This window comes from Sinomonas terricola (genome assembly GCF_034931225.1).
GTDB lineage: Bacteria > Actinomycetota > Actinomycetes > Actinomycetales > Micrococcaceae > Sinomonas > Sinomonas terricola.
The window spans coordinates 62,707-89,039 of sequence record NZ_JAYGGQ010000004.1 but is presented as its reverse complement, the minus strand read 5'-3'; the positions used below and the strand labels follow the sequence as shown (position 1 = coordinate 89,039).

Sequence of the window (26,333 nt, the reverse complement as noted above, 5' to 3'; positions counted from 1 at the left end):
CAGTCCTCGCCCACCGATTATTCGTTCGCCGGAGGGACCGGGTTTTCGCCCGGTCCCTCCGGCGTTGTGCCCTGCCGACGCTGCTTTGCGGCGGCAAGGGCTTCGTTGACGCGAGAGAAGTAGGCGGCGAGCTGCGAGAGGTCGGCGAGGTCCCATGATCCGAGGGCGTCGCGGAAGAACGAGAGGCGTCGGCGCCTGAGCTCATCGACTTCGGCCGCGCCGGCGTCGCTGAGCCTTACGCGCTGTGCGCGGCGGTCGTCGGGGTCGTCTTCCTTGACGACGAGGCCGAGCTGCTCGAGGAGCGCCACCTGGCGGCTCACGGACGGCTTCCCGATGCCGATGAGCGCCGCGAGCTCGGTGACCCGCAGGGGCCCTTCGCGACGGAGGATCATGAGCAGGCCATAGGCCCCAGGTTCCATGTCGGGGTGGAGCGAACGGGAGATCCCGTGGGAAACGGCCCGGGCGCGGCGCCAGAAGAGGCTCAGCTGCTGTTCGATCGTTTCGAAGGCCGCGTCGAACTCTTCGGGGCTCTGGCTCGGGGTGGGCATGTGCCCATCATAGGAGTGAGGGAGAATCGATCAGTGCGGCACAGTGACTTCTGGCGACTCATGGAAGACGAATTCGGGACGGCGTACGCGCGCGTCCTCGCGTCGACGCTTGTGCTGACCTCCGTGGGCGGTCGCACGGCCGACGAGGCGCTCAAGGCAGGGCGGGCGCCGCGCGAGGTGTGGCTGGCCGTGTGCGACATGCAGGACGTCCCCGCGGAGCGCAGGCTCGGCCGGGACCGCCCCCTCAAAGGCTGATTCGTGCGCGACACGCCGCGACCCTATTCGAAGGTGTGTTCGGTTCGATGTATTGTCCTCAACAGGACGTGAATTCGCGATTTCTGGCCAAGCCATCCACATAGCTGAGCATGCAGCGTGCTTTGTCGGTGGGGCTCGGTAGCGTAGCGAGTGGATTGAACGGCAACCTGACCGGAGGTGGACCATGGCGGCATCGCCAGAGCGAGCAAAGGCCCTCGAGGCGGCTCTCGCGCAGATTGACAAGCAGTTCGGCAAGGGCTCGATCATGCGGCTCGGGGATGACACCCGTGCCCCCATCGAAGTGATTCCCACGGGCTCGATTGCCCTCGATGTCGCCCTCGGCATCGGCGGCCTTCCTCGAGGGCGCGTTGTGGAGATCTATGGCCCGGAATCCTCCGGAAAGACGACCGTGGCCCTGCATGCCGTCGCCAATGCCCAGCGCAACGGCGGAATTGCAGCCTTCATCGACGCCGAGCACGCGCTCGACCCCGAGTACGCCGCGAAGCTCGGTGTTGATACCGACGCTCTTCTTGTCTCGCAGCCTGATACGGGCGAGCAGGCGCTTGAGATCATGGACATGCTCGTGGGCTCGGGCTCGATCGACATCATCGTCATCGACTCGGTCGCGGCGCTCGTTCCGCGCGCCGAAATCGAAGGCGAGATGGGCGACAGCCACGTGGGCCTCCAGGCGCGTCTCATGAGCCAGGCTCTCCGCAAGGTCACGGGTCGCCTCAACCAGACCAAGACGACCGCGATCTTCATCAACCAGCTCCGCGAGAAGATCGGCGTTTTCTTCGGCTCGCCCGAGACGACTACTGGTGGCAAGGCGCTGAAGTTCTACGCATCGGTCCGCATCGACGTGCGCCGCGTCCAGACCCTCAAGGAGGGGGCTGACTCCGTCGGCAACCGCACGAAGGCCAAGATCGTCAAGAACAAGATGGCTCCGCCCTTCAAGCAGGCCGAGTTCGACATCATCTACGGGCAGGGTATCTCGCGCGAAGGCGGGATCATCGACATGGGCGTCGAGCACGGAATCATCAAGAAGTCGGGCTCGTGGTTCACTTACGACGGCGATCAGCTCGGCCAGGGCATGGAGAACTCGCGTCGCTTCCTTCGGGACAATCCGGAACTCGCGGACGAGCTCGAGCGGCTCATCAAGGAGAAGCTCGGGGTGGGTGCCAAGAAGGAAGCTGACGGGGAGCCTCGCCTCAAGGCCGTCGACGGGGAGTGAGCAGCCCCCTCCCCGAAGACCGTGACGCTGATCCGGAGGCGGTGGCGCGTGCGATCCTCCTCCGCCAGCTCACGTTGGGGCCGAAGAGCCGCCATCAGCTCGCCGTCAAGCTGAGGGAGCGCAACGTCCCTGAGCAGGTGGCGGATGCTGTCCTCGAGAGGTTCGAGGAGGTCGGCCTCGTTGACGATGCGGAGTTCGCATCGCTGTGGGTGAGCCGCCGCTCCTCCGCCAAGGCTCTCTCGCGGGCGGCCCTGCGCCGAGAGCTTTCGGCCAAGGGGATATCGGGTGCCGTGGCCGAGGAGGCTTTGGCGACCGTGGGCGACGACGAGGAGGACGACGCGGCGAGGCAGCTCGTCGAACGACGACGGCGGCCCGTGCCGGCCGATGACCGGGCGGCCGTCGATCGGGAAACTCGCCGCCTTGTGGGGATGCTCGCGCGAAAGGGCCACTCGCCGGGACGCGCGTTCCGGATCGTCTCGGAGGTGCTCGGCTCGAACCTGTGAAAAACCGGTGAATTGCGGCAGCGTGCGCGTGCCTCGTGGACTCTGAGCGTATTGACGGCCAATACTCGAAGGCATTATGCGACGCGTCTGGCCACTTCGCCTGCACAGACCCGCCCTCGCGGCGATGCTCAGCACCCTTCTGGTGCTGGGCTCGTGCGTGACGACGGCGATGGCCGATGACGGGCCGCCCACCGGATTTCCCTCGTGGGACGACGTGCAGGCGGCGAAGGTCAACGTCGACGCGGCTCAGGCCGAGGTGACCAAGATCACTGGGCTCCTCGCGGGCGTCCAGGCCGCGGCAGCAGATGCCTCGGCGAAAGCGGTGGCGGCCGGTGCGGCCTATGCGAAGGCCGCCCAGGCCGTGAAGGACCAGCAGAAGGTCGTCGATGCGCTCCACGCGGTCGCGGCTCAGCGGGTCAAGGAGCGAGACTCGACCCAGCAGACGGCCGGTAGGGTGGCCGCTGCCGCCTACACGGGCGGGAGCGCGTCGGGCATGCTCGACGCGTTCTCCGTTCTCGGGCAGTCCGACGGCCTCGATCGGCTGGGGACGCTCCAGATTCTCGGCGACCAAGCGGCCAAGGCGGTGGCCCAGTACAAAGCGGCGGCGAACAACGCGAACGCGGCCGAAGCACAGTCCCGCGAGGCCGAGGACGCACTCGCGAAGCTCTCGGATGCCGCGAAGCAGGACTTCGACGCCGCCGCGGCAGCACAGAAGCACGCCCAGGACGTCGTCGCCCAGACGCAGCAGCAACAGGACACGCTCACGGCCCAGCTCGCCGACCTCAAGAACACGTCGGTCTCGGTCGAGCAGCAGTATGAGGCGGGCCAGGCTGCGCTTGCCGCGTATCAGGCCGCCCAGGCTGAGAAACAGCGGCAGGCGCAGCTGCAGAAGGAGCGGGCCGCAGCGGCTGCCCAGATCATTCCGGCCGCGACGGTCGTGAGTCCCGGCGTGGGGTCCGTCGTCAACGATCCGGCAGGGGCGAAGGCATACGCAGGGTCGCAGATCGGCGGCTACGGCTGGGGCGGATCCGAGTTCCAATGCCTTCTCCAGCTGTGGACGAGGGAGTCGAGCTGGATGACGGACGCGACCAATCCGTCGAGCGGCGCGTACGGGATCGCGCAGGCCCTCCCCGCCGACAAGTACTACTCCGCGGGCAACGACTGGCTCACGAACTACAGGACCCAGATCAACTGGGGCCTCGGCTACATCCGTGACCGCTACGGGAGCCCATGCAACGCATGGGCGCACGAAGTGGCGATCGGCTGGTACTGAGCGCCCCGATCCCGGCGGCTGCGGGTACCCTTGATGGGTGAGTTCCACGATCGACGAGCCCCGCAGCTATGAGGTGCGCACCTTCGGCTGCCAGATGAACGTCCACGACTCCGAACGGATGTCCGGCCTTCTCGAGGCCGCCGGCTATGTGCGCGTCGCCGAGGGGGCGGAGGCGGACGTCGTCGTCTTCAACACGTGCGCCGTCCGGGAGAACGCGGACAACCGCCTCTACGGCAACCTCGGGCAGCTCCGCCCGGTCAAGGACCGGCACCCCGGGATGCAGATCGCCGTCGGCGGCTGTCTCGCGCAGAAGGACCGCGAGACCATCCTCGAGAAGGCTCCCTGGGTCGACGCCGTGTTCGGGACCCACAACGTCGGTGCTCTCCCCGCGCTCCTCGAGCGCTCGCGCCACAACCACGAGGCGCAGCTCGAGATCCTCGAATCGCTCGAAGTGTTCCCCTCGACGCTTCCGACCAAGCGCGATTCGGTCTACAGCGGGTGGGTCTCCATCTCGGTGGGCTGCAACAACACGTGCACGTTCTGCATCGTCCCGAGCCTGCGGGGCAAGGAGCGTGACCGCCGGCCGGGCGACGTCCTCGCCGAGGTTCAGGCGCTCGTCGACGACGGGGCGATCGAGGTCACCCTGCTCGGCCAGAACGTCAACTCGTATGGCGTCGAGTTCGGGGACCGGCTCGCCTTCGGCAAGCTCTTGCGGGCGTGCGGCGAGATCAAGGGCCTTGAGCGTGTGCGCTTCACGAGCCCGCACCCCGCCGCGTTCACCGATGACGTCATCGACGCGATGGCGGAGACGCCGAACGTCATGCCGCAGCTCCACATGCCCCTTCAATCCGGGTCAGATCGGCTCTTGCGCGCGATGCGGCGCTCGTACCGCTCGGCGAAATTCCTCGGAATCCTCGACAGGGTGCGCGAGCAGATTCCCGACGCGGCCATCACGACGGACATCATCGTCGGCTTCCCCGGCGAGACCGAGGAGGACTTCGAGGCGACGCTCGACGTCGTCGAACGCGCCCGCTTCTCGAGCGCCTTCACGTTCCAATACTCGAAGCGGCCGGGCACGCCGGCCGCGGACATGGCCGACCAGCTGCCCAAGGCGGTCGTGCAAGAGCGGTATGAACGCCTCATCGCCCTTCAGGAGCGTATCTCCGGCGAGGAGAACGCGCGGCAGATCGGGCGTGAAGTTGAGCTGCTCGTGACGGCGCAGAGCGGCCGCAAGGCGGGTGAGACCCATCGGCTGTCCGGCCGCGCCAAGGACCATCGCCTCGTGCACTTCAGCGTGCCGGCGGGCGGCGAGGAGCCACGCCCCGGCGACCTCGTGACGCTCGCCGTGACCGATGCCGCGCCGCATCACCTCATCGCGGATCCTCGCGCCGAGGAGCCGGGAGCGTACTCCGTGCGCCGCACCCGCGCGGGCGATGCGTGGGACCGAGCGCAGGCCGAGTCCTGCGGGGTGCCGACTTCGGGCGTCGCCGCGGCCTCGAAGGCCTCGGTGCGCCTCGGCATGCCGACGCTGCCGGTCCGCGCGGTCTGACCTTGCTGCGCGAGTCTCCGCCGATCGTCGCCGTCGTCGGTCCCACCGGCACGGGAAAGTCGGACCTCGCGGTCGAACTGGCGCTGGCCCTCGGCGGCGAGGTCGTCAACACCGACTCGATGCAGTTCTACCGGGGCATGGACATCGGCACGGCAAAGCTCACGCCCGAGGAGCGCCGCGGCGTCCCCCACCACCTGCTGGACATCCTCGACGTCCGCGAGGAGGCGAGCGTCTCGGCCTTCCAGACGGCGGCGCGCACGGCGATCGCGGACATCCGCGCCCGCGGACACCGCCCGATCCTGGCGGGCGGATCCGGGCTCTACGTCCGTGCGGCGCTCGACGTCCTCGATTTCCCCGGCACGGATCCGGCCGTGCGGGCGAGGCTTGAGGCCGAGTGCGAACGGGACGGCCTGGACGTGCTCGCGCGCCGGCTCGCCGATGCCGATCCGGTGTCGGCCGCGAAAGTCCACGACGCGCGGCGCATTGTCCGGGCCCTCGAGGTCCTTGAGGTCACGGGCAGGCCCTTCAGCGCCTTCATGCCGCGCCGCGAGTACGTGCAGCCTGCCATCCAGATCGGCCTCGACATGGAGCGTGCGGAGCTTCACGGGCGGCTCGCGCGGCGCGTGCGCCGCATGGTCGACGCCGGCCTGCCCGACGAGGTGCGCACGCTCGACGCCGCTGGGCTCCGCGACGGGAAGACGGCTTCCCGCGCCTTGGGCTACGCTCAATTCCTCCGCGTGCTCGACGGCGAGTCGACCGTCGAGCAGGCCATCGAGGAGACCACCGTCGCGACCCGGCAGTTCGCGCGGCGACAGGTGACGTGGTTCCGCGGGGATCCCCGGGTGCACTGGGTCGACGCCCTGCATCCAGACGTTGTCCCCGCCGCGCTCGGTATCCTTGAGGCATGACCGTCCCCGTGACCGACCTTGCCGACAGCCCGCTCGCCCACCTCGCAGGTCTCGCGTTCGCCAAGGGCCACGGCACGGGGAATGACTTCGTCCTCGTCGCCGACCCGGACGGCCGCGTCGATGTGAGCGCCGCGCAGGCCGCCGCGCTCTGCGACCGGCACCTCGGCATCGGTGCCGACGGGCTCATCCGCGCCGTCCGCTCCCGGCACGTGCCGGAAGGGGAGGCCATCCTGGCAGAAGACGGCACGGCCGAATGGTTCATGGACTATCGCAACGCGGACGGCTCGGTGTCCGAAATGTGCGGCAACGGCGTGCGCGTGTTTGTCGCGTTCCTCCTCGACCAGGGGCTCGTCGGGCTCGAGCCGGGGCAGGTCTTGCCCATCGGAACGCGCGCGGGCATCAAGCGCGTCGAGCGGCGCGAGGACGGTTTCGCCGTGGACATGGGGCCGTGGGAGTTCATCTTCCCCGCTCAGGCGGAGGCCGACGCCGGCGATTCTCTCGTCACCGCCGACGGCCTCGACGTCGCGCGTCCCGCGCTGAGCGTGAGCATGGGGAACCCCCACACGGTCGTCGCGCTCGCGGAGGACGCCGAGCTCTCCGAGCTGCGGCTCTTCACGGCGCCGAGCGTCGATCCGATTCCGCCGCACGGGACCAACGTCGAGTTCGTCGTCCCGGCCGAGCCGCTTGTCCGCGACGGCGTGGGAACCGTGTCGATGCGCGTGCACGAGCGGGGCGTGGGTGAGACGCAGTCCTGCGGCACGGGCGCGTGCGCGGTCGCCGTCGCGATCCGGCACTGGGCCGGCGCGGGGGCGCCGGACCGCTGGAACGTCCGCGTCCCCGGGGGGGCTGTCGGCGTCGCCTTCGTGCCAGGCGCCGATGGGGCCGAGCACGTCGAGCTGAGCGGCCCGGCCGTCATCGTCGCGCACGGCACGCTCGGCTGACGTCAGTCCGCGCGACGCGTCACGCGCAGGATGCGGAAGCCCTTGGACGTCGCATCGCGCGAGACGTCAAAGCTCTCGCCCAGTTCGTTGGCGAGCCAGCGTACGAGCGAGTCCGCACCGAGATTCTTCTGCACGACGAGCCAGGCATCGCCGCCCACGTGAAGCCGCGGCAGCCAGCGGAGGAGGAGCTCGTGGAGGGCCTGCTTGCCGATGCGGATCGGCGGGTTGGACCAGATCGTCGCGAAGCGCACCTCTGCGGGGACATCGTCCGGTTGCGAGGCGGTGACGTTCGCTAGCCCGAGACGGCGAGCGTTCGCCGCTGTGAGCGAGAGGCTGCGCTCGTTGACGTCGATCGCGTGCACGGTCGCGCCGGGGGAGCGGAGCGCCATCGTGAGAGCGATCGGCCCCCAGCCGCAGCCGATGTCGAGGAGATCGCCGTCCGGCGCCGGATCGGGGACTTCGGCGAGCAGCACCGCGGTGCCTTTGTCCACGCCGTCCGGGCTGAAGATGCCGCCAGAGGTTTCGAGGCTGCGCTCGGCGCCCTCGAGGATCACGGTGAGAGGCTTGCGCACGTCCGGCACGCCTGGCTGTGCGTTGAAGTAATGAGCGGATTCCATCGTCAAGTAGGATAGATCCATGCGCCTGTTCAAGTAGAGCCGAATCAACCTTTGGCCGCGCCCGCCGTCGACCCACGCTATCGAGCACAGTCATCGTGCACCGTCCGGCAGGCATCAGCAGGAAGTCATCCGCTTTGGAGGCTATGTGCGTGACCTCTCTTCTGTCACCCCTGAGAACTATTCTGGAGATGCAGCTCGCACGAAGGAGAACATGACCAACCAGCCCAGGACCAACGAGCCCAGGACCAATGAGTCCGGGAGCAGCCAGCCGAGCGCCCAGGATCTCAGCGCCCAGGACATCCAGGCCGTCATCGACCGGATCCTTGCGAAAGAAGAGGCTGCCGCGGCGAAGGGCGCGAACGCTGCGGGAACCCGGGCATCCGACGACGGCGAAGCAGCCCAGTCCGGCGGCCGCAGCAATGTTGCGAGCGGCAAGGCGCTGGCGATTTCTGAGCTCGCCGAAGAGCACAGCGAGTTCGACGGCGAACAGCGCGACCTCGAGGAACGGCGGGCGCTGCGCCGCGTCGGCGGCCTCTCGACCGAACTCGAGGACGTCACCGAGGTCGAGTACCGGCAGCTCCGGCTTGAGCGCGTCGTCCTGGCCGGGCTGTGGAGCGAGGGGACGCTCGAGGACGCCGAGAATTCCCTGCACGAGCTCGCGGCGCTCGCGGAGACGGCGGGCTCGGAAGTGCTCGACGGCGTCGTCCAGCGCCGCCTCAAGCCGGATGCGGGGACGTTCCTCGGCTCGGGCAAGGCCCAGGAGCTCAAGGACATCGTCTATGCCACGGGGGCCGACACCGTGATCGTGGACTCGGAGCTCTCGCCGTCCCAGCGGCGTGGGCTTGAGGACATCGTCAAGGTCAAGGTCATCGACCGCACGGCGCTCATCCTCGACATCTTCGCCCAGCATGCGAAGAGCCGAGAGGGCAAGGCCCAGGTCGAGCTCGCGCAGCTCGAGTATCTGCTCCCGCGCCTGCGCGGCTGGGGCGAGTCGATGTCCCGACAGGCCGGTGGCCGCGTGGGTGCGGCGGGCGGCGGCATCGGTTCTCGCGGTCCCGGTGAGACGAAGATCGAACTCGACCGGCGGCGCATCCGCACGCGGATGGCCAAGCTGCGCCGCGAGATCGCCGGGATGAAGCCGGCGCGCGAGACGAAACGGGCCAACCGCCGGCGCAACGAGGTGCCCTCGGTCGCGATCACGGGCTACACGAACGCCGGGAAGTCCTCGCTGCTCAACCGCCTCACGGACGCTGGCGTGCTGGTCCAGAACGCGCTCTTCGCGACCCTCGATCCCACCGTGCGGCGCGCGGAGACGCCGGACGGGCTCCCGTACACGCTTGCGGACACGGTGGGCTTCGTCCGCTCGCTCCCTACCCAGCTTGTCGAGGCCTTCCGCTCGACGCTCGAGGAGGTTGCCGACTCGGACCTCGTGCTGCACGTCGTCGACGCGTCGCATCCGGATCCGGAGGGGCAGATCGCGGCCGTGCGCGAGGTGCTCGCCGAGGTCGACGCGCGGAAGATCCCCGAGATCATCGTGCTCAACAAGGCGGACTCGGCCGATCCGTTCGTCCTCGAACGGCTGCGGCAGCGCGAACCGCGGCACGTCGTCGTCTCGGCCCGCACGGGCCTCGGAATCGACGCCCTCCGGGAGCTGATCAGCAAATCGATCCCGAGGCCGCACGTCGCGCTCACGCTCCTCATCCCGTACAGCCGGGGCGACCTCCTGAGCCGACTGCACGAGAGCAGCTCGGAAATCCGATCGCTCGAGCACACGGCGGAGGGGACGCTGGCCCACGTCGTCGTGCGCGACGAGTTCGTTGCGGAACTGGAGCCGTTCGCGGTCGATGGGTGACGCAGTGAGCGAGGATGCCGAGGAGGCCGCAGTCAGGCTCCTCGACGTTGCGGTGGCCGCGATGGGCGGGCAGCAGCGCGAGGGCCAGCACGAGATGACGCGCCAGGTGGCCCGTGCTATCGAGGAGGGCACCCACCTCCTCGTGCAGGCAGGAACGGGGACGGGCAAGTCCCTCGCGTATCTCGTCCCGCTCATCGCGCATGCCCAGGAGAGCGGCCGCCCGGCCGTTGTCGCCACCGCGACGCTCGCGCTCCAAGCCCAGATCGTGGGCCGCGACCTCCCCCGGCTGCTCGATGCGGTCGCACCCGAACTGGATCACCCGGTCGACGTCGCCCTCGTCAAGGGCCGCTCGAACTATCTGTGCAAGCACAAGCTCTCGGGCGGCTTCCCGAGCGAAGACGGTTCCGACGGGGCGCTCTTCGCGCTCGGGGAGGACACCGCCGTCGCCCACTTGGCCGCCACGCCCGGCGGTTCGGGGCCCGCGACCCAGCTCGGCCGCGAGGTCAAGCGCCTCCGCGAGTGGGCCGAGGAGACGGAGACCGGCGATCGCGACGACCTTGTGCCCGGGGTGTCGGACCGCGCGTGGCGGCAGGTGTCCGTCACCGCGCTCGAATGCCTCGGCGCCCAGAAGTGCCCGCTCGCGGCCGAGTGCTTCAGCGAACTCGCACGACAGCGCGGCGCCGAGGCGGACATCGTGGTGACGAATCACGCGATGCTCGCAATCAACGCGTTCGAGGGGCTCAGCGTGCTCCCGGAGTACGACGTCGTCGTGGTCGACGAGGCGCACGAGCTTCAGGACCGCGTGACCGGGGCGGTGAGTGCCCAGCTCTCCGTTTCGATGGTCACTGCTGGCGCGGCGAGTGCGCGCCGGAACTGCGGGATCTCGGTCGAGGCGCTCCAGTCGGCGGCCGCTCAGCTTGAACTCGCGCTCTCGGCGGTGCCTACGGGGCTCCTCGGCCGGGGGCTCACCGAGGAGCTTGCGCAGGGCATCGGGCTCCTCCGAGACGCGTGCCGCGCCGCGCTTTCCGACGCCAAGGCGGGCGATGGCCAAGGCGCGGCCGACGGCGGGCGGCAGGTCGCACGGTCCCGTCTCCTCGCGATCCTCGAATGCAGCGAACGCCTGCTTGATGCCGAGTCGAACGGCGAGGTGGTGTGGGTCTCGCGCACGGCGACTTTCGATCCCTCGACGGGCTACTCGGCACCGGCCGACGACGCGCCCGCGACGTTGAGCGTCGCGCCGCTCAACGTCGGCGGCAAGCTCCGGGACGGCCTCTTCGCCGACCACACGGTGGTCCTCACCTCCGCGACGCTCGCGATCGGCGCAGCCTTCGAGCCCGTGGCCGGCGGCCTGGGGCTGCTCGGGAACGGCGCGCCGAGCTGGACGGGGGTCGACGTCGGGTCGCCGTTCGACTACCCCAAACAGGGCATGCTCTACGTCGCGAGGCATCTCCCGAAGCCCGGCCGGGGCCTCGCGCGCGAGGCGATCGACGAGCTCGAGGCCCTCATCCGGGCGTCGTCAGGCGGCGCGCTGTGCCTCTTCTCGTCGCGGCGCGCGGCAGAAGAAGCTGCCGACGAGCTTCGCTCGAGGCTCGATCTCGAGATCCTGTGCCAGGGCGAGTCCTCGATGAGCGCCCTCGTGCGTCAGTTTGCCGACGAGCCGGATACGTGCCTCTTCGGCACGATGTCCCTCTGGCAAGGCGTCGACGTTCCCGGGCATTCATGCAGGCTCGTCGTGATCGACCGCATCCCGTTCCCGCGGCCGGACGACCCCATGATGACGGCCCGTTCTCGAGCCGTCGCGCAGGCGGGCGGCAATGGCTTCATGAGCGTCTCGGCGTCCCACGCTGCGGTGCGGCTGGCTCAGGGGGCCGGTCGCCTCATCCGCTCGACCCAGGATCGCGGCGTCGTCGCCGTGCTGGACTCACGCCTCGCGACCGAACGCTACGGCGCCTTCCTGCGTTCGGCGCTTCCGCCGCTGTGGGGGACCACCGATCGGGGCGTCATCCTCCAGGCGCTCGAGCGGCTGGCCGCGGCGGGGCCCGAGCCTAAACCGAGCGCATGACGGAGACCACGCGGCCCATGATGGTCGCGTGGTCGCCGAGGATCGGCTCGTAGCGCGTGTTCTGCGGCAGGAGCCACGTGTGGCCGTCGCGCTGCCTGAACGTCTTGACTGTCGCCTCGTCGTCGAGGAGCGCCGCGACGATGTCCCCGTTCTCGGCGTTGTTCTGGCGCCTCACGACGACCCAGTCGCCGTCGCAGATCGCGGCGTCGATCATCGAATCGCCCTTGACCTTGAGCATGAAGAGCTCGCCATAGCCCACGAGCTGCCGAGGGAGGGGCATGACATCCTCGACGACTTGGTCGGCAAGGATGGGACCGCCCGCCGCGATGCGCCCCACGAGCGGCACCATCGCCGTGTCTGCCGCGCTCGCCATCTCATCGACGCTGATGCCGCCGACGCCGAGCACGGGGGAGCTCTGCTCCGTCTCGATGGTGAGCGGACCCTCGTCGAGGCTCAGCGGCATGAGGACCTCCATGGCCCGCGGACGCTTGGGGTCGCGCCGGAGGTAGCCGAGCTTCTCGAGCTGCGCGAGCTGGTGCGTCACGCTCGAAAGGCTTGCGAGCCCCACCGTGTCGCCGATCTCGCGCATCGACGGCGGATAGCCCTTCGTCTGGACGGAGCGCTGGATGGTCTCGAGGATCTTCCGCTGGCGCACCGTCAGCCCCTTGGCCGCGCGAGTCGCTCCTGCCATGCCGTGCTCCTTCTCTATGCCTGCGTGTGCGGCCCGCTTATTTTGTCGGACCCCTTCAGCATCCTGATCCCACCGTAGGGGACGAAGCGGCTCCTTTCAAACATGTGTTCTATCGCGTCTGGACACGATTCGTCGAGAGGTGCTAAAAAGGTCCCTAGGTGATTCGAAGACACATTCGAACGAATTGCTCAGGAGGAAGAACCGTGGCACACGCATTCGCAACACCGCTCGGAGGAGAGTCCGTGAGCCTGCTCGACGCCCTGCTCGGGGAACGGGCAGGCGCGTTTGAGGAGCCTGCTCCGCGGATGTCCGCGCCTCCGAGGCTGCGCCTCACACGGCGGGGCCGGTTCGTGCTTATCGCCATGCCGGTGTTCATCGCCTCGGTGTTCCTTCTGGTGGGCCTCGCGGCACTCTGGTCCCCGGCGCGTGCGGGGGATGCTGCGCCGGCGCATCTCGATGCCGTGCAGGTGACCGTGCAGCAGGGGCAGTCCCTCTGGTCCGTCGCATCGCAATATGCTCCGGATCGGGATCCCCGCGTGGTCATCAGCGAGATTGTCGACCTCAATGGGCTCGATTCGACGCGCGTGCAGCCGGGCCAGCAGCTCATGGTTCCCAAGTCATGAATTCAGGGTGCTGCTCGCCGCGGGCGTAGGCTGGACCGGTGAACGAGCAGACTGTCCAGCAACCAGCGTCCGGCCTCGCACGGCCGGAGGTTCTCACCCCGGAGGAACGCCTCGCGCGACTTCCCCTCCGTGATGATCTGCGCGGACAGCACCCTTACGGAGCCCCGCAGCTCGACGTGCCGATCATGCTCAACGTCAACGAGAACACGTATGGGGTTCCGGCGGACGTCCAGGACGCGATCGCTGAAGCGGTGCGCGAGGCCGTTGCGGGGCTCAACCGCTACCCGGACCGCGAATTCACCGAACTGCGCGAGGCGCTCGCCGAGTATCTGGGGCACGGGCTGTCGGCGGAGCAGCTGTGGGCCGCCAACGGTTCCAACGAGGTACTCCAGCAGCTCCTCCAGGCGTTCGGCGGACCGGGCCGCAGCGCCCTCGGATTCCCCCCCACGTACTCGATGTATCCGCTCCTCGCCGCGGGAACTGGAACCGCCTATCTCAAGGGCATGCGAGCAGATGACTACGCGCTCGATGCCGAGTCTGCTGCCCGCCAGGTGCGCGAGCTTGCCCCCAACCTCGTCTTCCTCTGCTCCCCGAACAATCCGACCGGCACCGCGCTCGGCCTCGACGTTGTCGACGCCGTCTATGAGGCGGGAGAGGCGAGCCAGGCGATCGTGATCGTCGACGAGGCGTACGCGGAATTCGCCCAGCTCGGCACGGAGAGCGCTCTGACACTGCTTCCGGGCCGCCCGCGCCTTGTCGTGACGCGCACGATGAGCAAGGCCTTCGCCCTGGCTGGCGCCCGCCTTGGATATCTTGCGGCAGCGCCTGAAGTCATCGACGCGCTGCGCCTCGTGCGCCTTCCTTATCACCTTTCCGCCGTGACGCAGGCCACGGCGCTCGCCGCGCTTCGGCACCGTGCGTCGCTCATGTCCGAGGTTGAGGAGATCAAGCACCAGCGGGACAGGATCGTCAAGGAGCTCTCGCGGCTGGGCCTCAAGCCCGCCGCCTCGGATTCGAACTTCGTGTTCTTCACTGGCCTCCGCGACCCCCGGCGCATCTGGCGCGGACTCCTCGACGCCGGGATCCTCGTGCGGGACGTCGGGATTCCGGGAAGCCTCCGCGTCACGGCGGGCACCGAACTCGAGACGAGCGCGTTCCTCACGCGGCTCGAGGAGCTTCTCGCCGTCGAGTCCTAGGCAGCGGCCACCGCGAACTCCGACCCCGAGAACGCCGACCTAGAATGGGTTCATCCCCAGCGATCGCCTCGAATGAAGGGCATATATCCATGAGCATCGAGCTGCAGACCGCGCAGCGCCTCTCGCGCACGGCGCGGATGGAGCGCACGACCTCCGAGTCCTCGGTGGTCGTCGAGATCAATCTCGACGGCACGGGCCGGTCCGACATCTCGAGCAGCGTGCCGTTCTACGACCACATGCTCACGGCGCTCGCAAAGCACTCGCTCATCGACGTCACGGTGAAGGCCACGGGGGATACGCACATCGATGTGCACCACACTGTCGAGGACATCGCGATCACGTTCGGCGAGGTGCTCAAGCAGGCTCTCGGCACGAAGGCGGGCATCCGCCGCTTCGGCGAGGCCACGATCCCGCTCGACGAAGCGCTCGCGAACGCCGTGGTGGACGTCTCCGGCCGCCCCTACCTCGTCCACTCGGGCGAGCCCGCCGGGCAGGAGTACCACCTCATCGGCGGCCACTTCACGGGCTCCCTGACGCGGCATGTCTTCGAGGCGATCACCCTGCACGCGGGGATCTGCCTCCACATGACGGTTCTCGCCGGGCGCGATCCGCACCACATTGTCGAGGCGCAGTTCAAGGCGTTCGCCCGTGCGCTGCGGGCAGCCGTCGAGCCGGACCCGCGCATCGGCGACGCGATCCCCTCGACGAAGGGTGCCCTGTGAGCGAGGCGGGGACGCCTGAACTGCGCGATGGCGTCGCGGTCGACGCACGCAACCTCGGCGGTCCTGGCGCCGATCCAGCGGGCCGGCCCACCGTCGTCGTCCTCGACTACGGGTCCGGCAACGTGCGCTCCGCCGTTCGGGCACTCGAGCGGGCAGGCGCTGCCGTGACGCTCAGCGCGAAGCCCGAGGACGCCCTCAACGCGGACGGTCTCGTCGTGCCCGGCGTCGGCGCATTCGCGACGGTCATGGATGAGCTCAAGGCCGTCGACGGCCTCCGGATCATCGGGCGGCGGGTGGCCGGGGGCAGGCCCGTGCTCGCGATCTGCGTGGGGCTCCAGGTGATGTTCGAGCGCGGCGTCGAGCACGGGGTCGAGAGCGAGGGCCTCGGCGAATGGCCCGGGACGGTCGAGCTTCTGCCGGCTCCGGTCGTGCCGCACATGGGCTGGAATACCGTCAAGGCCGCGGAGGGCTCGAAGCTGTTCGCGGGCGTCGAAGACGAGCGGTTCTACTTCGTCCACTCGTACGGCGTGCAGACGTGGGAGTTCGACGTGAGCCAGCCCCGCATGACGGCACCTCTCGTCACGTGGTCCGAGCACGGCGCGCCGTTCATCGCGGCGGTCGAGAACGGTCCGCTGTGCGCGACGCAGTTCCACCCGGAGAAGTCGGGAGATGCCGGCGCCCGGCTGCTCAAGAACTGGGTGGCGTCCCTCAAGCCGAAAGCCGCATCGATCGACAAGTCCAGCTGAATGTGGTCGGTACTCCTCTTCGGCCTCGCCGGCCTGCTCGCGGGCGGCGTCGTCTCGTTCCGCAAGCAGGGGCTTCCGAACTGGACCTGGATCTCGTTCGGCGTCCTCGCGGCCGCCGCGCTCGTCGCGGCCTACCTGTTCACGTTCTCGGCCTGACCCTCGCCTTTCCACTGACACGACTGCCATAAGGAGTTCCATGACAACCGTTGGGGAGCCCATCCTCGAGCTGCTGCCCGCCGTCGACGTTGCCGACGGCCAGGCCGTCCGCCTCGTCCAGGGCGAGGCCGGGAGCGAGACGAGCTATGGTGCGCCGCTCGAGGCCGCGCTCGCATGGCAGGACGCGGGAGCCGAGTGGGTGCATCTCGTGGATCTCGACGCGGCGTTCGGGCGCGGCAGCAATCGCGAGCTGCTCGCCGACGTCGTGCGCCAGCTCACCGTCAAGGTAGAGCTCTCGGGCGGCATTCGCGATGACGCATCGCTCGAGGCGGCTCTCGGGCTTGGCGCGGCGCGCGTCAACCTCGGCACAGCCGCGCTCGAGGATCCCGAATGGACCGCGCGCGCGATCGCGCGCTACGGCGACCAGATCGCCGTCGGCCTCGACGTGCGCGGCACGACCTTGGCCGCGCGCGGCTGGACGAAGGAAGGCGGCGACCTGTGGGAGGTCCTCGCGCGCCTCGAGGACGCAGGCTGCGCCCGCTATGTCGTCACGGACGTCACGAAGGACGGCACGCTGCGCGGCCCGAACGTCGAACTTCTCAAGCAGATGTGCGAGCGAACCGCCAAGCCCGTCGTCGCCTCGGGCGGCATCTCGAGCCTCGATGACCTCCGGGTGCTGCGTGAGCTCGTGCCGCTCGGCGTCGAGGGCGCGATCGTCGGCAAGGCGCTCTACGCGGGCAAGTTCACGCTTCCCGAGGCGCTCGACGTCGCCGGACGCCGCTGACATGGGCGCGCCCCGCCACCTGCCTGGCCATATCGCCGCGGCGCTGGCCCGTGCGGGCGAGCCGAGCGACTCGGCCGGGCGGCCGTGGGCCGGGCGCGACCTCGCGGGCGAGGGAAACCCCCTGCACCAGTTCGACGCGGATGACGGCGCCGCCGACCCGGGCGTCGAGGCGGCCCTCGCGGCGCTCGCCTCGGGCGGGCCGCGGGAGCGCGCGGCGGCCGGTTCCGAGGAAGCCGTGGTTGCGGCGCTTGCGACCGCACGCGTGTTCGTGCCCGTGGTCGCCTCCCTCGCGGAGGGCGCACTCGGCGAGCACGGGTTCGAGGAGGACAAAGAGGCGGACATGGCGCTCGTGACCTTGAGCGCCCCGGATGGACGCAAGGCGCTTCCGGTCTTCACCTCGGTCGAGCGGCTCGAGGCGTGGCATGCTGCGGCCCGCCCTGTCGCCGTCGCTACGCCGCGTGCCGCGCTCTCGGCAGTTTCCGAGGGTGCCGAGCTCGTCGTCGTCGATCCGGGCGCCGACGTGACCTTCGTCCTGCGGCGCCCCGCCGTTTGGGCGCTCGCGCAGCAGAAGCCGTGGACGCCGTCGTACCGCGACGAATCGCTTGTCGACGTCGTCGCGGAAGCGCTTGAAGGCCTCGACGCCGCGCGCGCGGCCCGCCTCGAACCGGGCAGGGGCGTTGCAACCCGGGATCGGTTGGGCCGCATCCTGACCGGCGGAGGGCACGGGCCCGAACTGCGGATCGTGCTCGAGCTCGAGCACGGTTTGCCTGCCGACGCCGTGCGTGACATCGTGGCAGAGCTGAACGGCCGGCTCGCCGCCAGCGAACGCTTCGCGGAGGCCGTGGACTCGATCGAGATCTCCCTCCGCGCCGCCGGAACCTGACCCTCCTCGCCCACCGGCTGGGGGTATGGCTGGCGGCGGGACCTCAAGGGGGTATGAATGGACTTCGGCCTGTACAGGCAGCTGTGGCGGCGCCGCCCGGTGCGGAATCTGCTCCTGGTTGCGATGGTTGCGCGGCTTCCCCATTCGGCCGCGGGCGTCATGCTCACACTCCACGTGGTGCAGACGCTCGGCCTCGGCTATGGCGCCGCGGGTACCGTCGCAGCGCTCCTCACGATCGGGATCGCTGTCGGGGCGCCGTGGCGTGGTCGGCGCGTCGACACGGCAGGTCTCCGGGTCGCGCTCATCCCATCGATCATCGCCGAAGCGGTCGTGTGGTCGGTCGCGCCGCATTTGGGTTATCCCGGCCTTCTCGCGGCGGCGCTCGTGGGCGGCGTTTTCTCGCTCCCGATCTTCTCGGTCGTCCGGCAGTCGCTCGGTGCCATGACAACGCCCGCGGAACGGAGGACGGCGTTCGCGCTCGACTCGATCTGCACCGAGGTCACGTTCATGGTCGGCCCGGCGCTCGCCGCTCTCGTCGCCGTCCAGCTCTCCACCGTCATCGGGGTCACAGGCGTCGGCGTCTCCGCTGCCCTCGCGGGCCTCGCCCTCGTCTGGTTCAACCCGCCCACGCGTTCTGACCAGGCCGGGGGTGCACTCGCCCCCGAAGGGATAGCCGGTGCGGGCGCGAACGACGACGTCGCGTCGTGCCTCGAATCGGCCGAGAGCGCGGCGCCTGCCGAGGTCGCGGCGGGCCAGGCGGACGGGGCGTCCGGGCTGCGGCGTCTCCTCAGCCGGGCGCCCGGCGGCCTGCGCCGTGGGTTCGGCTGGCTCACGGTCTCGGTCGTCGTCGTCCTCGTCGTGGCGGCAGGCTCGGGCATTGTCCTCTCGGGCACGGACGTGGGCATCGTCGCGGTGCTGCGCGGGCATGGGGAGGGGGAGGAGCTCGGCATCGTCTTCCTCGCGTGGTGCCTCGCGTCGCTTGTGGGCGGGCTCGTGTACGGCGCGATGACCCAGCGGGTTCAGCCCCTCCTGCTGCTCCTCGCCATGGCCGCGCTCACGATCCCGATGGGCTTCGCGAGTGACGTCTGGAGCCTTAGCCTGCTCTCGATCCCCGCCGGCCTCCTCTGCGCGCCCACGCTGTCCGCGGCGTCGGAGGCCATCGCGGCGCTCGTCGACGAGGGCAAGCGCGGCGAGGCGATGGGCTGGTACGGCTCGGCGCTCACCGCCGGCACGGCGCTGGGTTCGCCGTTCACGGGCCTCATGATCGACGCAGCGGGGCCGTGGGCAGGCTTCGTGGGGATCGGTGCGCTCGGCGTCCTGCTGTGCGTCGCGGGCCTCGTCGCGCAAAGCGTTCGACGGCGGCGCCGCGCCTCGCTCAGTTGACGCGCCTCTCTCAGTTGACTGGGCCGGTGTACTTCTCGCCTGGGCCCTTGCCGGGCTCGTCCTGAATGAGCGACGACTCGCGGAAGGCGAGCTGGAGGGACCGAAGGCCATCCCGGAGGGGAGCCGCGTGCTGCGAGCCGATCTCGGGGGCGGCAGCCGTCACGAGCCCTGCGAGGGCCGTGATGAGCTTGCGCGCCTCATCGAGGTCTTTGAGGGCCTCGCCCTCGGGCCCCTCGGCGAGCCCCACCTTGACCGCGGCCGCGCTCATGAGGTGAACCGCCGTCGTCGTGATCACCTCGACGGCCGGCACTTCGGCGATGTCGCGCACCTGGCCGCTCACGTCGGCCTGGTCGTTCGGAGTGTGCGGGGCAGAGGCCTGATCAGTCGAGGTCATGCTGATAAGCTTGGCACAGACCGACTGGATGTCGTTATTTCAGTGTGCCCACCCGGGGTGGTCAGCCTCGGGTATGGGAGCCTGTATACTTGATTGACAGTTTGCAAGCGGAGTTTTCTCCCACCCGCGTCGGCGTGCAGGATCGCAACGGACTCGTTCCGCATGATCGCATTGCTGCCGGGTACTCAGGTTGGCTCGCCACGGAATCCACCGTGGCTGGGCACCGCGCCACACCGGCGCGCACCTTCTGAGGCCTCCGATTGCGCCGGCAATCGGGGGCCTTCCTCGTTGCCGGGCCAGTCCTTGACTACTTGAGGAGCTTGAACATTAGCGATCCACGCATCAATGAGCGAATCCGCGTTCCCGAGGTGCGCCTCGTTGGGCCTGCAGGCGAGCAGGTCGGCATCGTGCGCATCGAGGATGCGCTGCGTCTTGCCGCGGAGGCAGATCTCGATCTCGTTGAAGTAGCACCCCAGGCCAAGCCGCCGGTGTGCAAGCTGATGGACTTCGGCAAGTACAAGTACGAGGCCGCGGTCAAGGCCCGCGAGGCGCGCAAGAACCAGACGAACACGGTTCTCAAGGAGATCCGGTTCCGCCTCAAGATCGATACCCACGACTACGAGACGAAGAAGGGCCACGCGCTCCGCTTCCTCGGAGCGGGGGACAAGGTCAAGGCCATGATCCAGTTCCGCGGCCGCGAGCAGCAGCGCCCGGAGATGGGCATCCGCCTGCTCCAGCGCTTCGCGGACGACGTCGCCGAGGTCGGAGCGGTCGAGTCCGCGCCGCGCATCGACGGCCGCAACATGGTCATGGTGATCGGCCCGCTCAAGAACAAGGCGGAGGCCAAGGCCGAAGCGCGCCGCGCCGCACAGCGCGCGGCGGACAAGGCGAAGGCCGAGGCCGCGAAGTCCGCGAGTGTCACGGCGGACAAGGCTCCGATGACCCAGTCGCTCGGCGACGCGCTCCCGGAGGCGCTGCGTCAGGCTGCGGCTCAGGCCGAAGAGGCCGTCGAGCTTGACGACGTGCTGGCTGACGACGTTCTGATTGACGACGTTCTGGTTGACGACGTGCAGGCTGACGACGTGCTGGCCGACGAGGTGCTGGATGAGGCCGATGAGGCTGAAGAGGCGCCCGAGCCGGAACCCGAGGCTGCTGAGGAGCCGGCCGAAGAGCCGGCCGCCGACGAGCCCGCTGCGGAGCAGGTTGCTCCTGAGCAGGCCTCCGCGCAGCCCGCGGAGCCGGTTGCGCCGAGGCCCGCGCCCCGTCCGCAGGCCCCCAAGCCAGGCGAGGCGGCCAAGCCCGCCGCGCCGAAGCCGTCGGCGCCGCGCCCGCAGGCCCCGAAGCCGGGTGCCCCGCGGCCTTCGGCGCCCAAGCCATCCGCCCCTCGGCCCTCGGGCCGCCGGGGCAGCTAGCCCACCGGGGCCGCTCTGACCGATGAGGTCCGGGCGGCCGTCGGTACCACCAGTCGGCCCGCGAGAGCGGGCCGCCAGAGAAGCCGCGGCCTTGTGCCGCGGGAAGCGAAGGAGATCGGTTCCCATGCCGAAGATGAAGACCCACAGTGGCGCCAAGAAGCGCTTCAAGCTGACTGGCTCGGGCAAGCTCAAGCGCCAGCAGGCCAACCGCCGCCACTACCTTGAGCACAAGCCGACCACGCTGACGCGCCGCCTTCACGCGGACAAGATCGTGTCCGGCGGCGACGCCAAGGTCATCAAGCGGATGCTCGGCATCTGAGTCAGTTCCCCAGTCAGGATTTTTTGAAGGAGTACACACATGGCACGTGTGAAGCGGGCGGTCAACGCCCACAAGAAGCGCCGCACCGTCCTTGACCGCGCGTCCGGCTACCGGGGCCAGCGCTCGCGTCTCTACCGCAAGGCGAAGGAGCAGCTGCTCCACTCGTTCGTCTACAGCTACCAGGACCGCCACAAGCGCAAGGGCGACTTCCGCCGTCTCTGGATCCAGCGCATCAACGCTGCCGCCCGCGCGAACGGCCTGACGTACAACCGCCTCATCCAGGGCCTCAAGGCCGCCGAGGTCGAGGTTGACCGCCGCATGCTCGCCGAGCTCGCCGTCTCGGACGCCGCCGCGTTCTCGGCGCTCGTCGAGGTCGCCAAGAAGGCCCTCCCGTCGGACGTCAACGCTCCGGCGGCCGCGAAGTAGGCTTCGCGAAGCTGTACTGCCCATAGGCATTCCGGAATGCCCGCACCGCTTTGATCGGTGCGGGCATTCTGGTTTTCCGCGGCGGCTAGAGTAGGTCAGTGACTTCCCCACACCGAGCCGACTACTCGGCCGAGCCCATGGCCAATCCGCGGGCGGACCGCGTGCGCGACGTCGCCAAGCTCGCCCAGCGATCCGCGCGGGCCAGGCGCGGACTGTTCCTCGCCGAGGGCCCACAGGCGGTGCGCGAAGCACTCAAGCTCGGTCCGCGCGTCGTCGCCGAGGTGTACGCGAGCGAGGCGTGCCTCGAGAGGTACCCCGAGCTCGGCTCGCTCGCCCGCGCGACAGGCGCCCTCCGGCTCGCGAACGACGATGTGCTCGCCGCGATGGCGGACACCGTCAATCCGCAGGGCATCCTGGCTGTGTGCCGCCAGCTCGACACTCCGCTTGGCGACGTGCTCGCGCGGTCTCCGAGGCTCCTTGCCGTTCTGTGCCGGGTCCAGGACCCGGGCAACGCCGGAACGATCCTGCGCGCGGCGGACGCGGCCGGCGCCGACGCCGTAGTCCTGACCGACGGGAGCGTGGACATCTACAATCCCAAGGCCGTGCGGAGCACGGCCGGCTCGATCTTCCACGTTCCCGTCGTCGTCGGCGCGGATGTCGATGAGCTGGCACGCGAGGCTCGCGCCGCGGGGCTTGGTATCCTCGCGGCGGACGGCTACGGGACCGTGGACCTCGACACCCTCCAGGACGAGAGTGCGGCCCGGCGCCTGGGAGCGACTCAGCTCGGAATGGCTCAGGATGGCGCGCCGTCGTCCGCCTCCCCGGGGCCCGCGCTCGAGGGGCCCACGGCGTGGCTCTTCGGCAACGAGGCGCAGGGCCTCTCCGACGACGAACTCGCCCTTGCGGACGCCCGCGTGGCCGTTCCCGTGTACGGCGAGGCGGAGAGTCTCAACGTGGGCACGGCGGCCACGGTGTGCCTGTATGCGAGCGCGCGGTCGCAGAGGCGGAGCGGGTAGATTCGAGGCATGTCGGCCTCTGGGGGTACCAAAGCTGTTGTCGCGGCGCTCGCCGCGAATCTGTCCATCGCCGCGATGAAGTTCGTCGCGTTCGCGCTTACGGCGTCGTCGTCGATGCTCGCCGAGGCCATCCACTCGGTGGCCGACTCAGGCAACCAGATTCTCCTCCTTATCGGAGGGCGCCGAGCGGCGCGCGGGGCAAGCCCCGAGCATCCATTCGGCTACGGCCGCGAACGGTACATCTACGCGTTCATCGTCTCGATCGTGCTGTTCAGCGTGGGTGGCCTCTTCGCGCTGTTCGAGGCGTGGGAGAAGCTCCAGAATCCGCACGGCATCGAGGGCCCGTGGTGGTGGGTCCCGCTCGTGATCCTCGCCGGCTCGATCGTCGCCGAGGGCCTCTCGTTCCGCACCGCCTTGCGCGAGGCCCGTCCGCTGCGCGGCGGCCAGAGCTGGGTGTCGTTCATCCGCAATGCGAAGCAGCCCGAGTTGCCTGTTGTGCTGCTCGAAGACTTCGGTGCGCTCATCGGCCTCGTGTGCGCGCTCTTCGGCGTCTCGCTCACCCTCGTGACCGGCAACGGCGTCTGGGACGCGATCGGCACGGCGCTCATCGGCATCCTGCTCGTCGCGATCGCGACCGTCCTCGCGCTCGAGACGAGTTCGCTGCTCCTCGGGGAGCCCGCGAGCGACGCGGACATTGCGAAGATCACGGCCGCCCTCGAGGACGACGGCACGCGCGTCATCCACCTCCGTACGATGCATCTGGGGCCCGACGAGCTGCTCGTCGCCGCGAAATTCAGCGTCGAGCGAGGTGCGAGCGGCGAGCAGATCGCCCGGGCGATCGACGACGCCGAGGCGCGCGTCCGCGGCTCCGTCCCGGCCGCGCGGGTCATCTACCTCGAGCCGGACATCCCGCGCGGCGCGCTGGCGGAAGCGGAGTAGGAGGCGTTCGTCAGGCGAGCGGCCTGCGCCGCTCGAGCCAACCGCTCAGGGCGGCGATTCCGAGGCCGAGGACGGCGAGGCCCGCCCCCACGTAGGCCGGAGCCGTGAAACCCCAGCCCCAACCGATGACGAGACCGCCGACGAACGCGCCCAGCGCGTTGGCGACGTTGAGCGCGGAGTGGTTGAGCGACGAGGCGAGCGTCGGCGCCTTCGGGGCCGAATCGAGCAGCCGGGTCTGGAGGGCGGGGACGATCGTGGATCCCGAGCCGCCGACGACGAACACCATGAGCAGTGCCGTCGGCCACCACTGCGCGGCAAGGCCGTACAGGACCATGACGATCGCCACGAGCGCGAGGCCCCGGTAGATCGTGCCCATGACCGATCGGTCCGCCATCCGCCCGCCGATGACGTTGCCCGCCACCATGCCCAATCCGTAGAGCGCGACGACGAGCGGCATGAGGTTCTCGGGGAGCCCGCTCACGCTCGTCATGGTGTGGGCAATGTACGTGTAGGTCGCGAAGAAGCCGCCGAATCCGACGACGCCGATGAGCAGCGCGAGCCACATCTGCACGCGCGTGAGCGCGCCGAGCTCGCGCCGCATGCTCGCTTCCGGGTGGGCGGGCTCGAACGGCACGAAGCGCCAGATCATCGCGACGGCGGTGAGCCCGATGAGGGCTGTGACGACGAAGAGGAGCCGCCAGCCGAACGCCTGGCCGAGCCACGTGGCGAACGGCACGCCGAGCACGTTCGCGATCGTGAGGCCAGACATGACGGTCGCGATGGCCCACCCGCGTTTCGTCGGGGCCACGAGGGTTCCCGCGAGGACGGCGGCAGCACCGAAGTACGCCCCGTGCGGGAGGCCCGCGGCGAAGCGCGAGATCATCATCGATCCGAAGTCGCCCGCGAAAACCGAGGAGAAGTTGGCAAGCGCGATGAACGCCGCGAGCGCCATGACGAGCCACTTGCGGGGGAGCCGCGCGCCGATCGCCGCGAGGATGGGCGCGCCGACGACGACGCCGAGGGCGTAGGCCGAGATGAGCTGTCCCGCCTGCGGCGTGGAGAGGGCGAGGCCGCGTTCGATCTCCTTGAGCAGACCCATCGTGGAGAACTCGACCGTGCCGATGCCGAACCCGCCGATCGCGAGGGACAGCATGGCCCAGAAGAGCGGCTTCGGCGCGAGCGGGGCGCGGCGGGTCCGGCCTGGTTGGGCGGGCGCGTGAGCCGAGGGCGCGCTCGGGGCGCTCTGGGCAGGGGGCGTCGTCATGGTGGTCCCTTGGAAGTCGGTGCTGTCGTTCGAGAGGACGCGGCGGGCGGCCGCGCCGCGGAGGGGCAGCATCGGCCCTCGGATCCTTCAACTCTATTCGCTGTGGGCTCATTCCGCCGACCTAGACTGTGGGCGTGGAAGGTACCGAGACGATCGTCCAGGTGGCGGGAGGAGCGATCGTCGATTCGCTTGCGCGGCCCACGAGGCTCCTCGCCGCGCGCCGTACTGCGCCGCCACAGTTTGCGGGGATGTGGGAGTTCCCTGGCGGAAAGGTCGAGCCGGGCGAGGGCCACGAGGCTGCGCTTCTCCGCGAGCTCCGCGAGGAGCTGGGGGTCGGAGTCCGGCTCGGTCCCGAGATCTGCGCGCCGGCCCGTGGCGGCTGGCCCCTCAGTGCGAAGGCCGCCATGAGGGTGTGGTTCGCCGAGATCACCGAGGGATCGCCCAGCGCGCTCGAAGACCACGACGAGCTCCGCTGGATCCCCCTCGCCCGAGACGCCGAAGACCGGCTCACGGGCCTTCCCTGGATCCCCGCCGACTACCCGATCGTCGAGGCGGTCCGGGTTGAGGCCGAGCGGCTCGTGCGCCGCGCCTAGAACAGTGCGTCCTGGGCCGCCGGTCTCTTCGCAGTGCGGCGGGGCGCGGCGTCCAGCATGCGGTGGCCCACCGTGTCCGGACCGCCGAAGCCATGCCGCGCCTTCGCGTGGGCAACCCGCCGGCCGAGCCACGCGCGGTAGTCCTTGGGCGCGTAGGAGCCCTGGCCGTAGAGCCTCCGGTACCGGCCGACGAGCTGGGGATGCTCGCGCGCGAGCCACTGCATGAACCATTCCTTCGTCCCGGGCCTCAGATGGAGGGCCCCCGCCGTCACGTCGCTGGCCCCGGCCGCGGCGAGGGCGCCGAAGAGCGCGTCGAGGTGCTCCTCGCCGTCCGTGAGCCAGGGGAGGATCGGCATGGCCATGACGCCGCACGGCAGCCCCGCGTCGCGCAGCTTGCGGATGAGCGCGAGGCGCGCGGACGGCGAGGGAGTCCCCGGCTCGAGCACAGACTGCAGCGATGGATCGAGGACCGCAAGGGAGATCGCCGTGCCGACGGGGACCTGGGCGGCCGCGGCTTTGAGGAGCGGCAGGTCGCGCGCGAGGAGCGTGCCCTTCGTGAGGATCGAGAAGGGCGTCCCCGAGTCGGCGAGGGCCCCGATGATGCCGGGCATGAGCGCATAGCGGCCCTCCGCCCGCTGATAGGGATCCGTGTTGGTGCCGAGGGCGACGTGCTCGCGCGACCACGACGGCCGCGCGAGCTCCCCCCGCAGGACCTCGACCACGTTGACCTTGACCACCAGCTGCCGGTCGAAGTCAAGGCCCGAGTCGAGGTCCAGGTACTGGTGCGTGCCCCTCGCGAAGCAGTAGACGCACGCGTGACTGCACCCGCGGTAGGGATTGACCGTCCACCGGAACGGCATGGAGGACGCCGGCGGCACCTTGTTGAGCGCCGATTTCGCGGCGACCTCGTGGAACGTGATGCCGTGGAACTCCGGCGTCCGGACGGCGCGCAGGAGCCCCGCGAGCGGGATGAGCGGGGCACTGTCCGTACCGCTCTCAGCTGCCTCGGCCCGGGCCGTCTGCGTGTTCCATCGCATGCGCACTATT

At 69.6% G+C, this 26,333-nt stretch carries 29 protein-coding genes; 23 read left to right on the top strand and 6 right to left on the bottom strand.

The window, feature by feature from the left end; all coding sequences use genetic code 11:
• Positions 1-17: 17 nt before the first annotated feature.
• Positions 18-548 carry a MarR family winged helix-turn-helix transcriptional regulator gene (locus SPF06_RS07435; protein WP_323278390.1) on the bottom strand — a complete coding sequence of 177 codons (531 nt, stop codon included), beginning with the start codon at positions 546-548 and terminating at the stop codon, positions 18-20.
• Between the two features lie 33 nt (positions 549-581).
• On the opposite strand from SPF06_RS07435, the gene SPF06_RS07430 reads away from it, so the two are divergent.
• The 7 genes from SPF06_RS07430 to dapF all read left to right on the top strand — a co-directional run bounded on the left by SPF06_RS07430 (position 582) and on the right by dapF (position 7,208).
• The gene (locus SPF06_RS07430) at positions 582-803 is read left to right on the top strand and encodes a DUF3046 domain-containing protein (RefSeq protein WP_323278389.1); all 222 of its coding nucleotides are present in this window, start codon (positions 582-584) and stop codon (positions 801-803) included.
• Between the two features lie 184 nt (positions 804-987).
• On the top strand, positions 988-2,034 hold the full coding sequence (recA, locus tag SPF06_RS07425; RefSeq protein ID WP_323278388.1) for a recombinase RecA: 1,047 nt from the start codon (positions 988-990) through the stop codon (positions 2,032-2,034).
• Complete coding sequence (locus tag SPF06_RS07420) at positions 2,031-2,537, top strand: regulatory protein RecX (protein ID WP_323278387.1); 507 nt, start codon at positions 2,031-2,033, stop codon at positions 2,535-2,537. The genes recA and SPF06_RS07420 overlap by 4 nt, the downstream gene beginning before the upstream one ends.
• 76 nt (positions 2,538-2,613) lie before the next feature.
• Entirely contained in the window at positions 2,614-3,810 is a 1,197-nt protein-coding gene (locus SPF06_RS07415; protein WP_323278386.1) for an aggregation-promoting factor C-terminal-like domain-containing protein, read from the top strand.
• Between the two features lie 94 nt (positions 3,811-3,904).
• Positions 3,905-5,359 (top strand): tRNA (N6-isopentenyl adenosine(37)-C2)-methylthiotransferase MiaB, encoded by a 1,455-nt coding sequence (gene miaB / locus SPF06_RS07410; RefSeq protein ID WP_428985731.1) that lies wholly within the window; start codon positions 3,905-3,907, stop codon positions 5,357-5,359.
• A gap of 2 nt (positions 5,360-5,361) precedes the next feature.
• Complete coding sequence (miaA, locus tag SPF06_RS07405; RefSeq protein WP_323278384.1) at positions 5,362-6,267, top strand: tRNA (adenosine(37)-N6)-dimethylallyltransferase MiaA; 906 nt, start codon at positions 5,362-5,364, stop codon at positions 6,265-6,267.
• Positions 6,264-7,208: a diaminopimelate epimerase gene (gene dapF, locus SPF06_RS07400; RefSeq protein ID WP_323278383.1), complete on the top strand. Its 945-nt coding sequence runs from the start codon at positions 6,264-6,266 to the stop codon at positions 7,206-7,208. Before miaA ends, dapF begins: the two co-directional genes overlap by 4 nt.
• A gap of 2 nt (positions 7,209-7,210) precedes the next feature.
• On the opposite strand, the gene SPF06_RS07395 is transcribed toward dapF, so the two are convergent.
• The gene (locus tag SPF06_RS07395; RefSeq protein ID WP_323278382.1) at positions 7,211-7,825 is read right to left on the bottom strand and encodes a class I SAM-dependent methyltransferase; all 615 of its coding nucleotides are present in this window, start codon (positions 7,823-7,825) and stop codon (positions 7,211-7,213) included.
• A 211-nt stretch (positions 7,826-8,036) separates the two neighbouring features.
• Between SPF06_RS07395 and hflX the strand changes: the two genes are divergently transcribed.
• Positions 8,037-9,677: a GTPase HflX gene (gene hflX / locus SPF06_RS07390; protein WP_323278381.1), complete on the top strand. Its 1,641-nt coding sequence runs from the start codon at positions 8,037-8,039 to the stop codon at positions 9,675-9,677.
• Positions 9,670-11,739, top strand: coding sequence for an ATP-dependent DNA helicase (locus SPF06_RS07385; protein ID WP_323278380.1), 2,070 nt, complete (start codon positions 9,670-9,672; stop codon positions 11,737-11,739). The genes hflX and SPF06_RS07385 overlap by 8 nt, the downstream gene beginning before the upstream one ends.
• Here SPF06_RS07385 and lexA read toward each other — a convergent pair.
• Complete coding sequence (gene lexA / locus SPF06_RS07380; RefSeq protein ID WP_323278379.1) at positions 11,723-12,430, bottom strand: transcriptional repressor LexA; 708 nt, start codon at positions 12,428-12,430, stop codon at positions 11,723-11,725. The two genes, SPF06_RS07385 and lexA, sit on opposite strands and share 17 nt — an antisense overlap.
• Before the next feature lie 203 nt (positions 12,431-12,633).
• Here lexA and SPF06_RS07375 point away from each other — a divergent pair, with 203 nt between their 5' ends.
• From SPF06_RS07375 to SPF06_RS07340, 8 genes are all read left to right on the top strand, one after another.
• Entirely contained in the window at positions 12,634-13,053 is a 420-nt protein-coding gene (locus tag SPF06_RS07375; RefSeq protein WP_323278378.1) for a LysM peptidoglycan-binding domain-containing protein, read from the top strand.
• A gap of 38 nt (positions 13,054-13,091) precedes the next feature.
• The gene (locus SPF06_RS07370) at positions 13,092-14,249 is read left to right on the top strand and encodes a histidinol-phosphate transaminase (protein WP_323278377.1); all 1,158 of its coding nucleotides are present in this window, start codon (positions 13,092-13,094) and stop codon (positions 14,247-14,249) included.
• A gap of 89 nt (positions 14,250-14,338) precedes the next feature.
• Complete coding sequence (gene hisB, locus SPF06_RS07365; RefSeq protein WP_323278376.1) at positions 14,339-14,971, top strand: imidazoleglycerol-phosphate dehydratase HisB; 633 nt, start codon at positions 14,339-14,341, stop codon at positions 14,969-14,971.
• Between the two features lie 20 nt (positions 14,972-14,991).
• Positions 14,992-15,717, top strand: a complete 726-nt coding sequence (gene hisH / locus SPF06_RS07360; RefSeq protein WP_323278548.1) for an imidazole glycerol phosphate synthase subunit HisH — start codon at positions 14,992-14,994, stop codon at positions 15,715-15,717.
• Positions 15,718-15,873 (top strand): hypothetical protein, encoded by a 156-nt coding sequence (locus tag SPF06_RS07355; protein ID WP_323278375.1) that lies wholly within the window; start codon positions 15,718-15,720, stop codon positions 15,871-15,873. It begins immediately after the preceding gene.
• Between the two features lie 40 nt (positions 15,874-15,913).
• Positions 15,914-16,657, top strand: a complete 744-nt coding sequence (priA, locus tag SPF06_RS07350) for a bifunctional 1-(5-phosphoribosyl)-5-((5-phosphoribosylamino)methylideneamino)imidazole-4-carboxamide isomerase/phosphoribosylanthranilate isomerase PriA (RefSeq protein WP_323278374.1) — start codon at positions 15,914-15,916, stop codon at positions 16,655-16,657.
• Between the two features lies 1 nt (position 16,658).
• Complete coding sequence (locus SPF06_RS07345; RefSeq protein WP_323278373.1) at positions 16,659-17,540, top strand: SseB family protein; 882 nt, start codon at positions 16,659-16,661, stop codon at positions 17,538-17,540.
• Positions 17,541-17,597: 57 nt separating this feature from the next.
• Positions 17,598-18,923: an MFS transporter gene (locus SPF06_RS07340; RefSeq protein ID WP_323278372.1), complete on the top strand. Its 1,326-nt coding sequence runs from the start codon at positions 17,598-17,600 to the stop codon at positions 18,921-18,923.
• A 10-nt stretch (positions 18,924-18,933) separates the two neighbouring features.
• On the opposite strand, the gene SPF06_RS07335 is transcribed toward SPF06_RS07340, so the two are convergent.
• Positions 18,934-19,317 carry a DUF1844 domain-containing protein gene (locus SPF06_RS07335; RefSeq protein WP_323278370.1) on the bottom strand — a complete coding sequence of 128 codons (384 nt, stop codon included), beginning with the start codon at positions 19,315-19,317 and terminating at the stop codon, positions 18,934-18,936.
• A gap of 320 nt (positions 19,318-19,637) precedes the next feature.
• On the opposite strand from SPF06_RS07335, the gene infC reads away from it, so the two are divergent.
• From infC to SPF06_RS07310, 5 genes are all read left to right on the top strand, one after another.
• Positions 19,638-20,729, top strand: coding sequence for a translation initiation factor IF-3 (gene infC, locus SPF06_RS07330; RefSeq protein ID WP_323278369.1), 1,092 nt, complete (start codon positions 19,638-19,640; stop codon positions 20,727-20,729).
• A gap of 124 nt (positions 20,730-20,853) precedes the next feature.
• On the top strand, positions 20,854-21,048 hold the full coding sequence (gene rpmI, locus SPF06_RS07325; RefSeq protein WP_043127037.1) for a 50S ribosomal protein L35: 195 nt from the start codon (positions 20,854-20,856) through the stop codon (positions 21,046-21,048).
• A gap of 39 nt (positions 21,049-21,087) precedes the next feature.
• Positions 21,088-21,474, top strand: coding sequence for a 50S ribosomal protein L20 (gene rplT, locus SPF06_RS07320; RefSeq protein ID WP_323278368.1), 387 nt, complete (start codon positions 21,088-21,090; stop codon positions 21,472-21,474).
• Positions 21,475-21,611: 137 nt separating this feature from the next.
• Positions 21,612-22,490 carry a TrmH family RNA methyltransferase gene (locus SPF06_RS07315; RefSeq protein WP_323278547.1) on the top strand — a complete coding sequence of 293 codons (879 nt, stop codon included), beginning with the start codon at positions 21,612-21,614 and terminating at the stop codon, positions 22,488-22,490.
• Between the two features lie 9 nt (positions 22,491-22,499).
• Positions 22,500-23,429 carry a cation diffusion facilitator family transporter gene (locus SPF06_RS07310; RefSeq protein ID WP_323278367.1) on the top strand — a complete coding sequence of 310 codons (930 nt, stop codon included), beginning with the start codon at positions 22,500-22,502 and terminating at the stop codon, positions 23,427-23,429.
• Between the two features lie 10 nt (positions 23,430-23,439).
• Here SPF06_RS07310 and SPF06_RS07305 read toward each other — a convergent pair whose 3' ends face one another.
• Positions 23,440-24,582, bottom strand: coding sequence for an MFS transporter (locus SPF06_RS07305; RefSeq protein WP_323278546.1), 1,143 nt, complete (start codon positions 24,580-24,582; stop codon positions 23,440-23,442).
• Between the two features lie 245 nt (positions 24,583-24,827).
• Here SPF06_RS07305 and SPF06_RS07300 point away from each other — a divergent pair, with 245 nt between their 5' ends.
• Positions 24,828-25,286 carry a (deoxy)nucleoside triphosphate pyrophosphohydrolase gene (locus SPF06_RS07300; RefSeq protein WP_323278366.1) on the top strand — a complete coding sequence of 153 codons (459 nt, stop codon included), beginning with the start codon at positions 24,828-24,830 and terminating at the stop codon, positions 25,284-25,286.
• Here the strand turns inward: SPF06_RS07300 and SPF06_RS07295 are convergent.
• Entirely contained in the window at positions 25,283-26,323 is a 1,041-nt protein-coding gene (locus SPF06_RS07295; RefSeq protein WP_323278365.1) for an Rv2578c family radical SAM protein, read from the bottom strand. The two genes, SPF06_RS07300 and SPF06_RS07295, sit on opposite strands and share 4 nt — an antisense overlap.
• Positions 26,324-26,333: the final 10 nt, after the last annotated feature.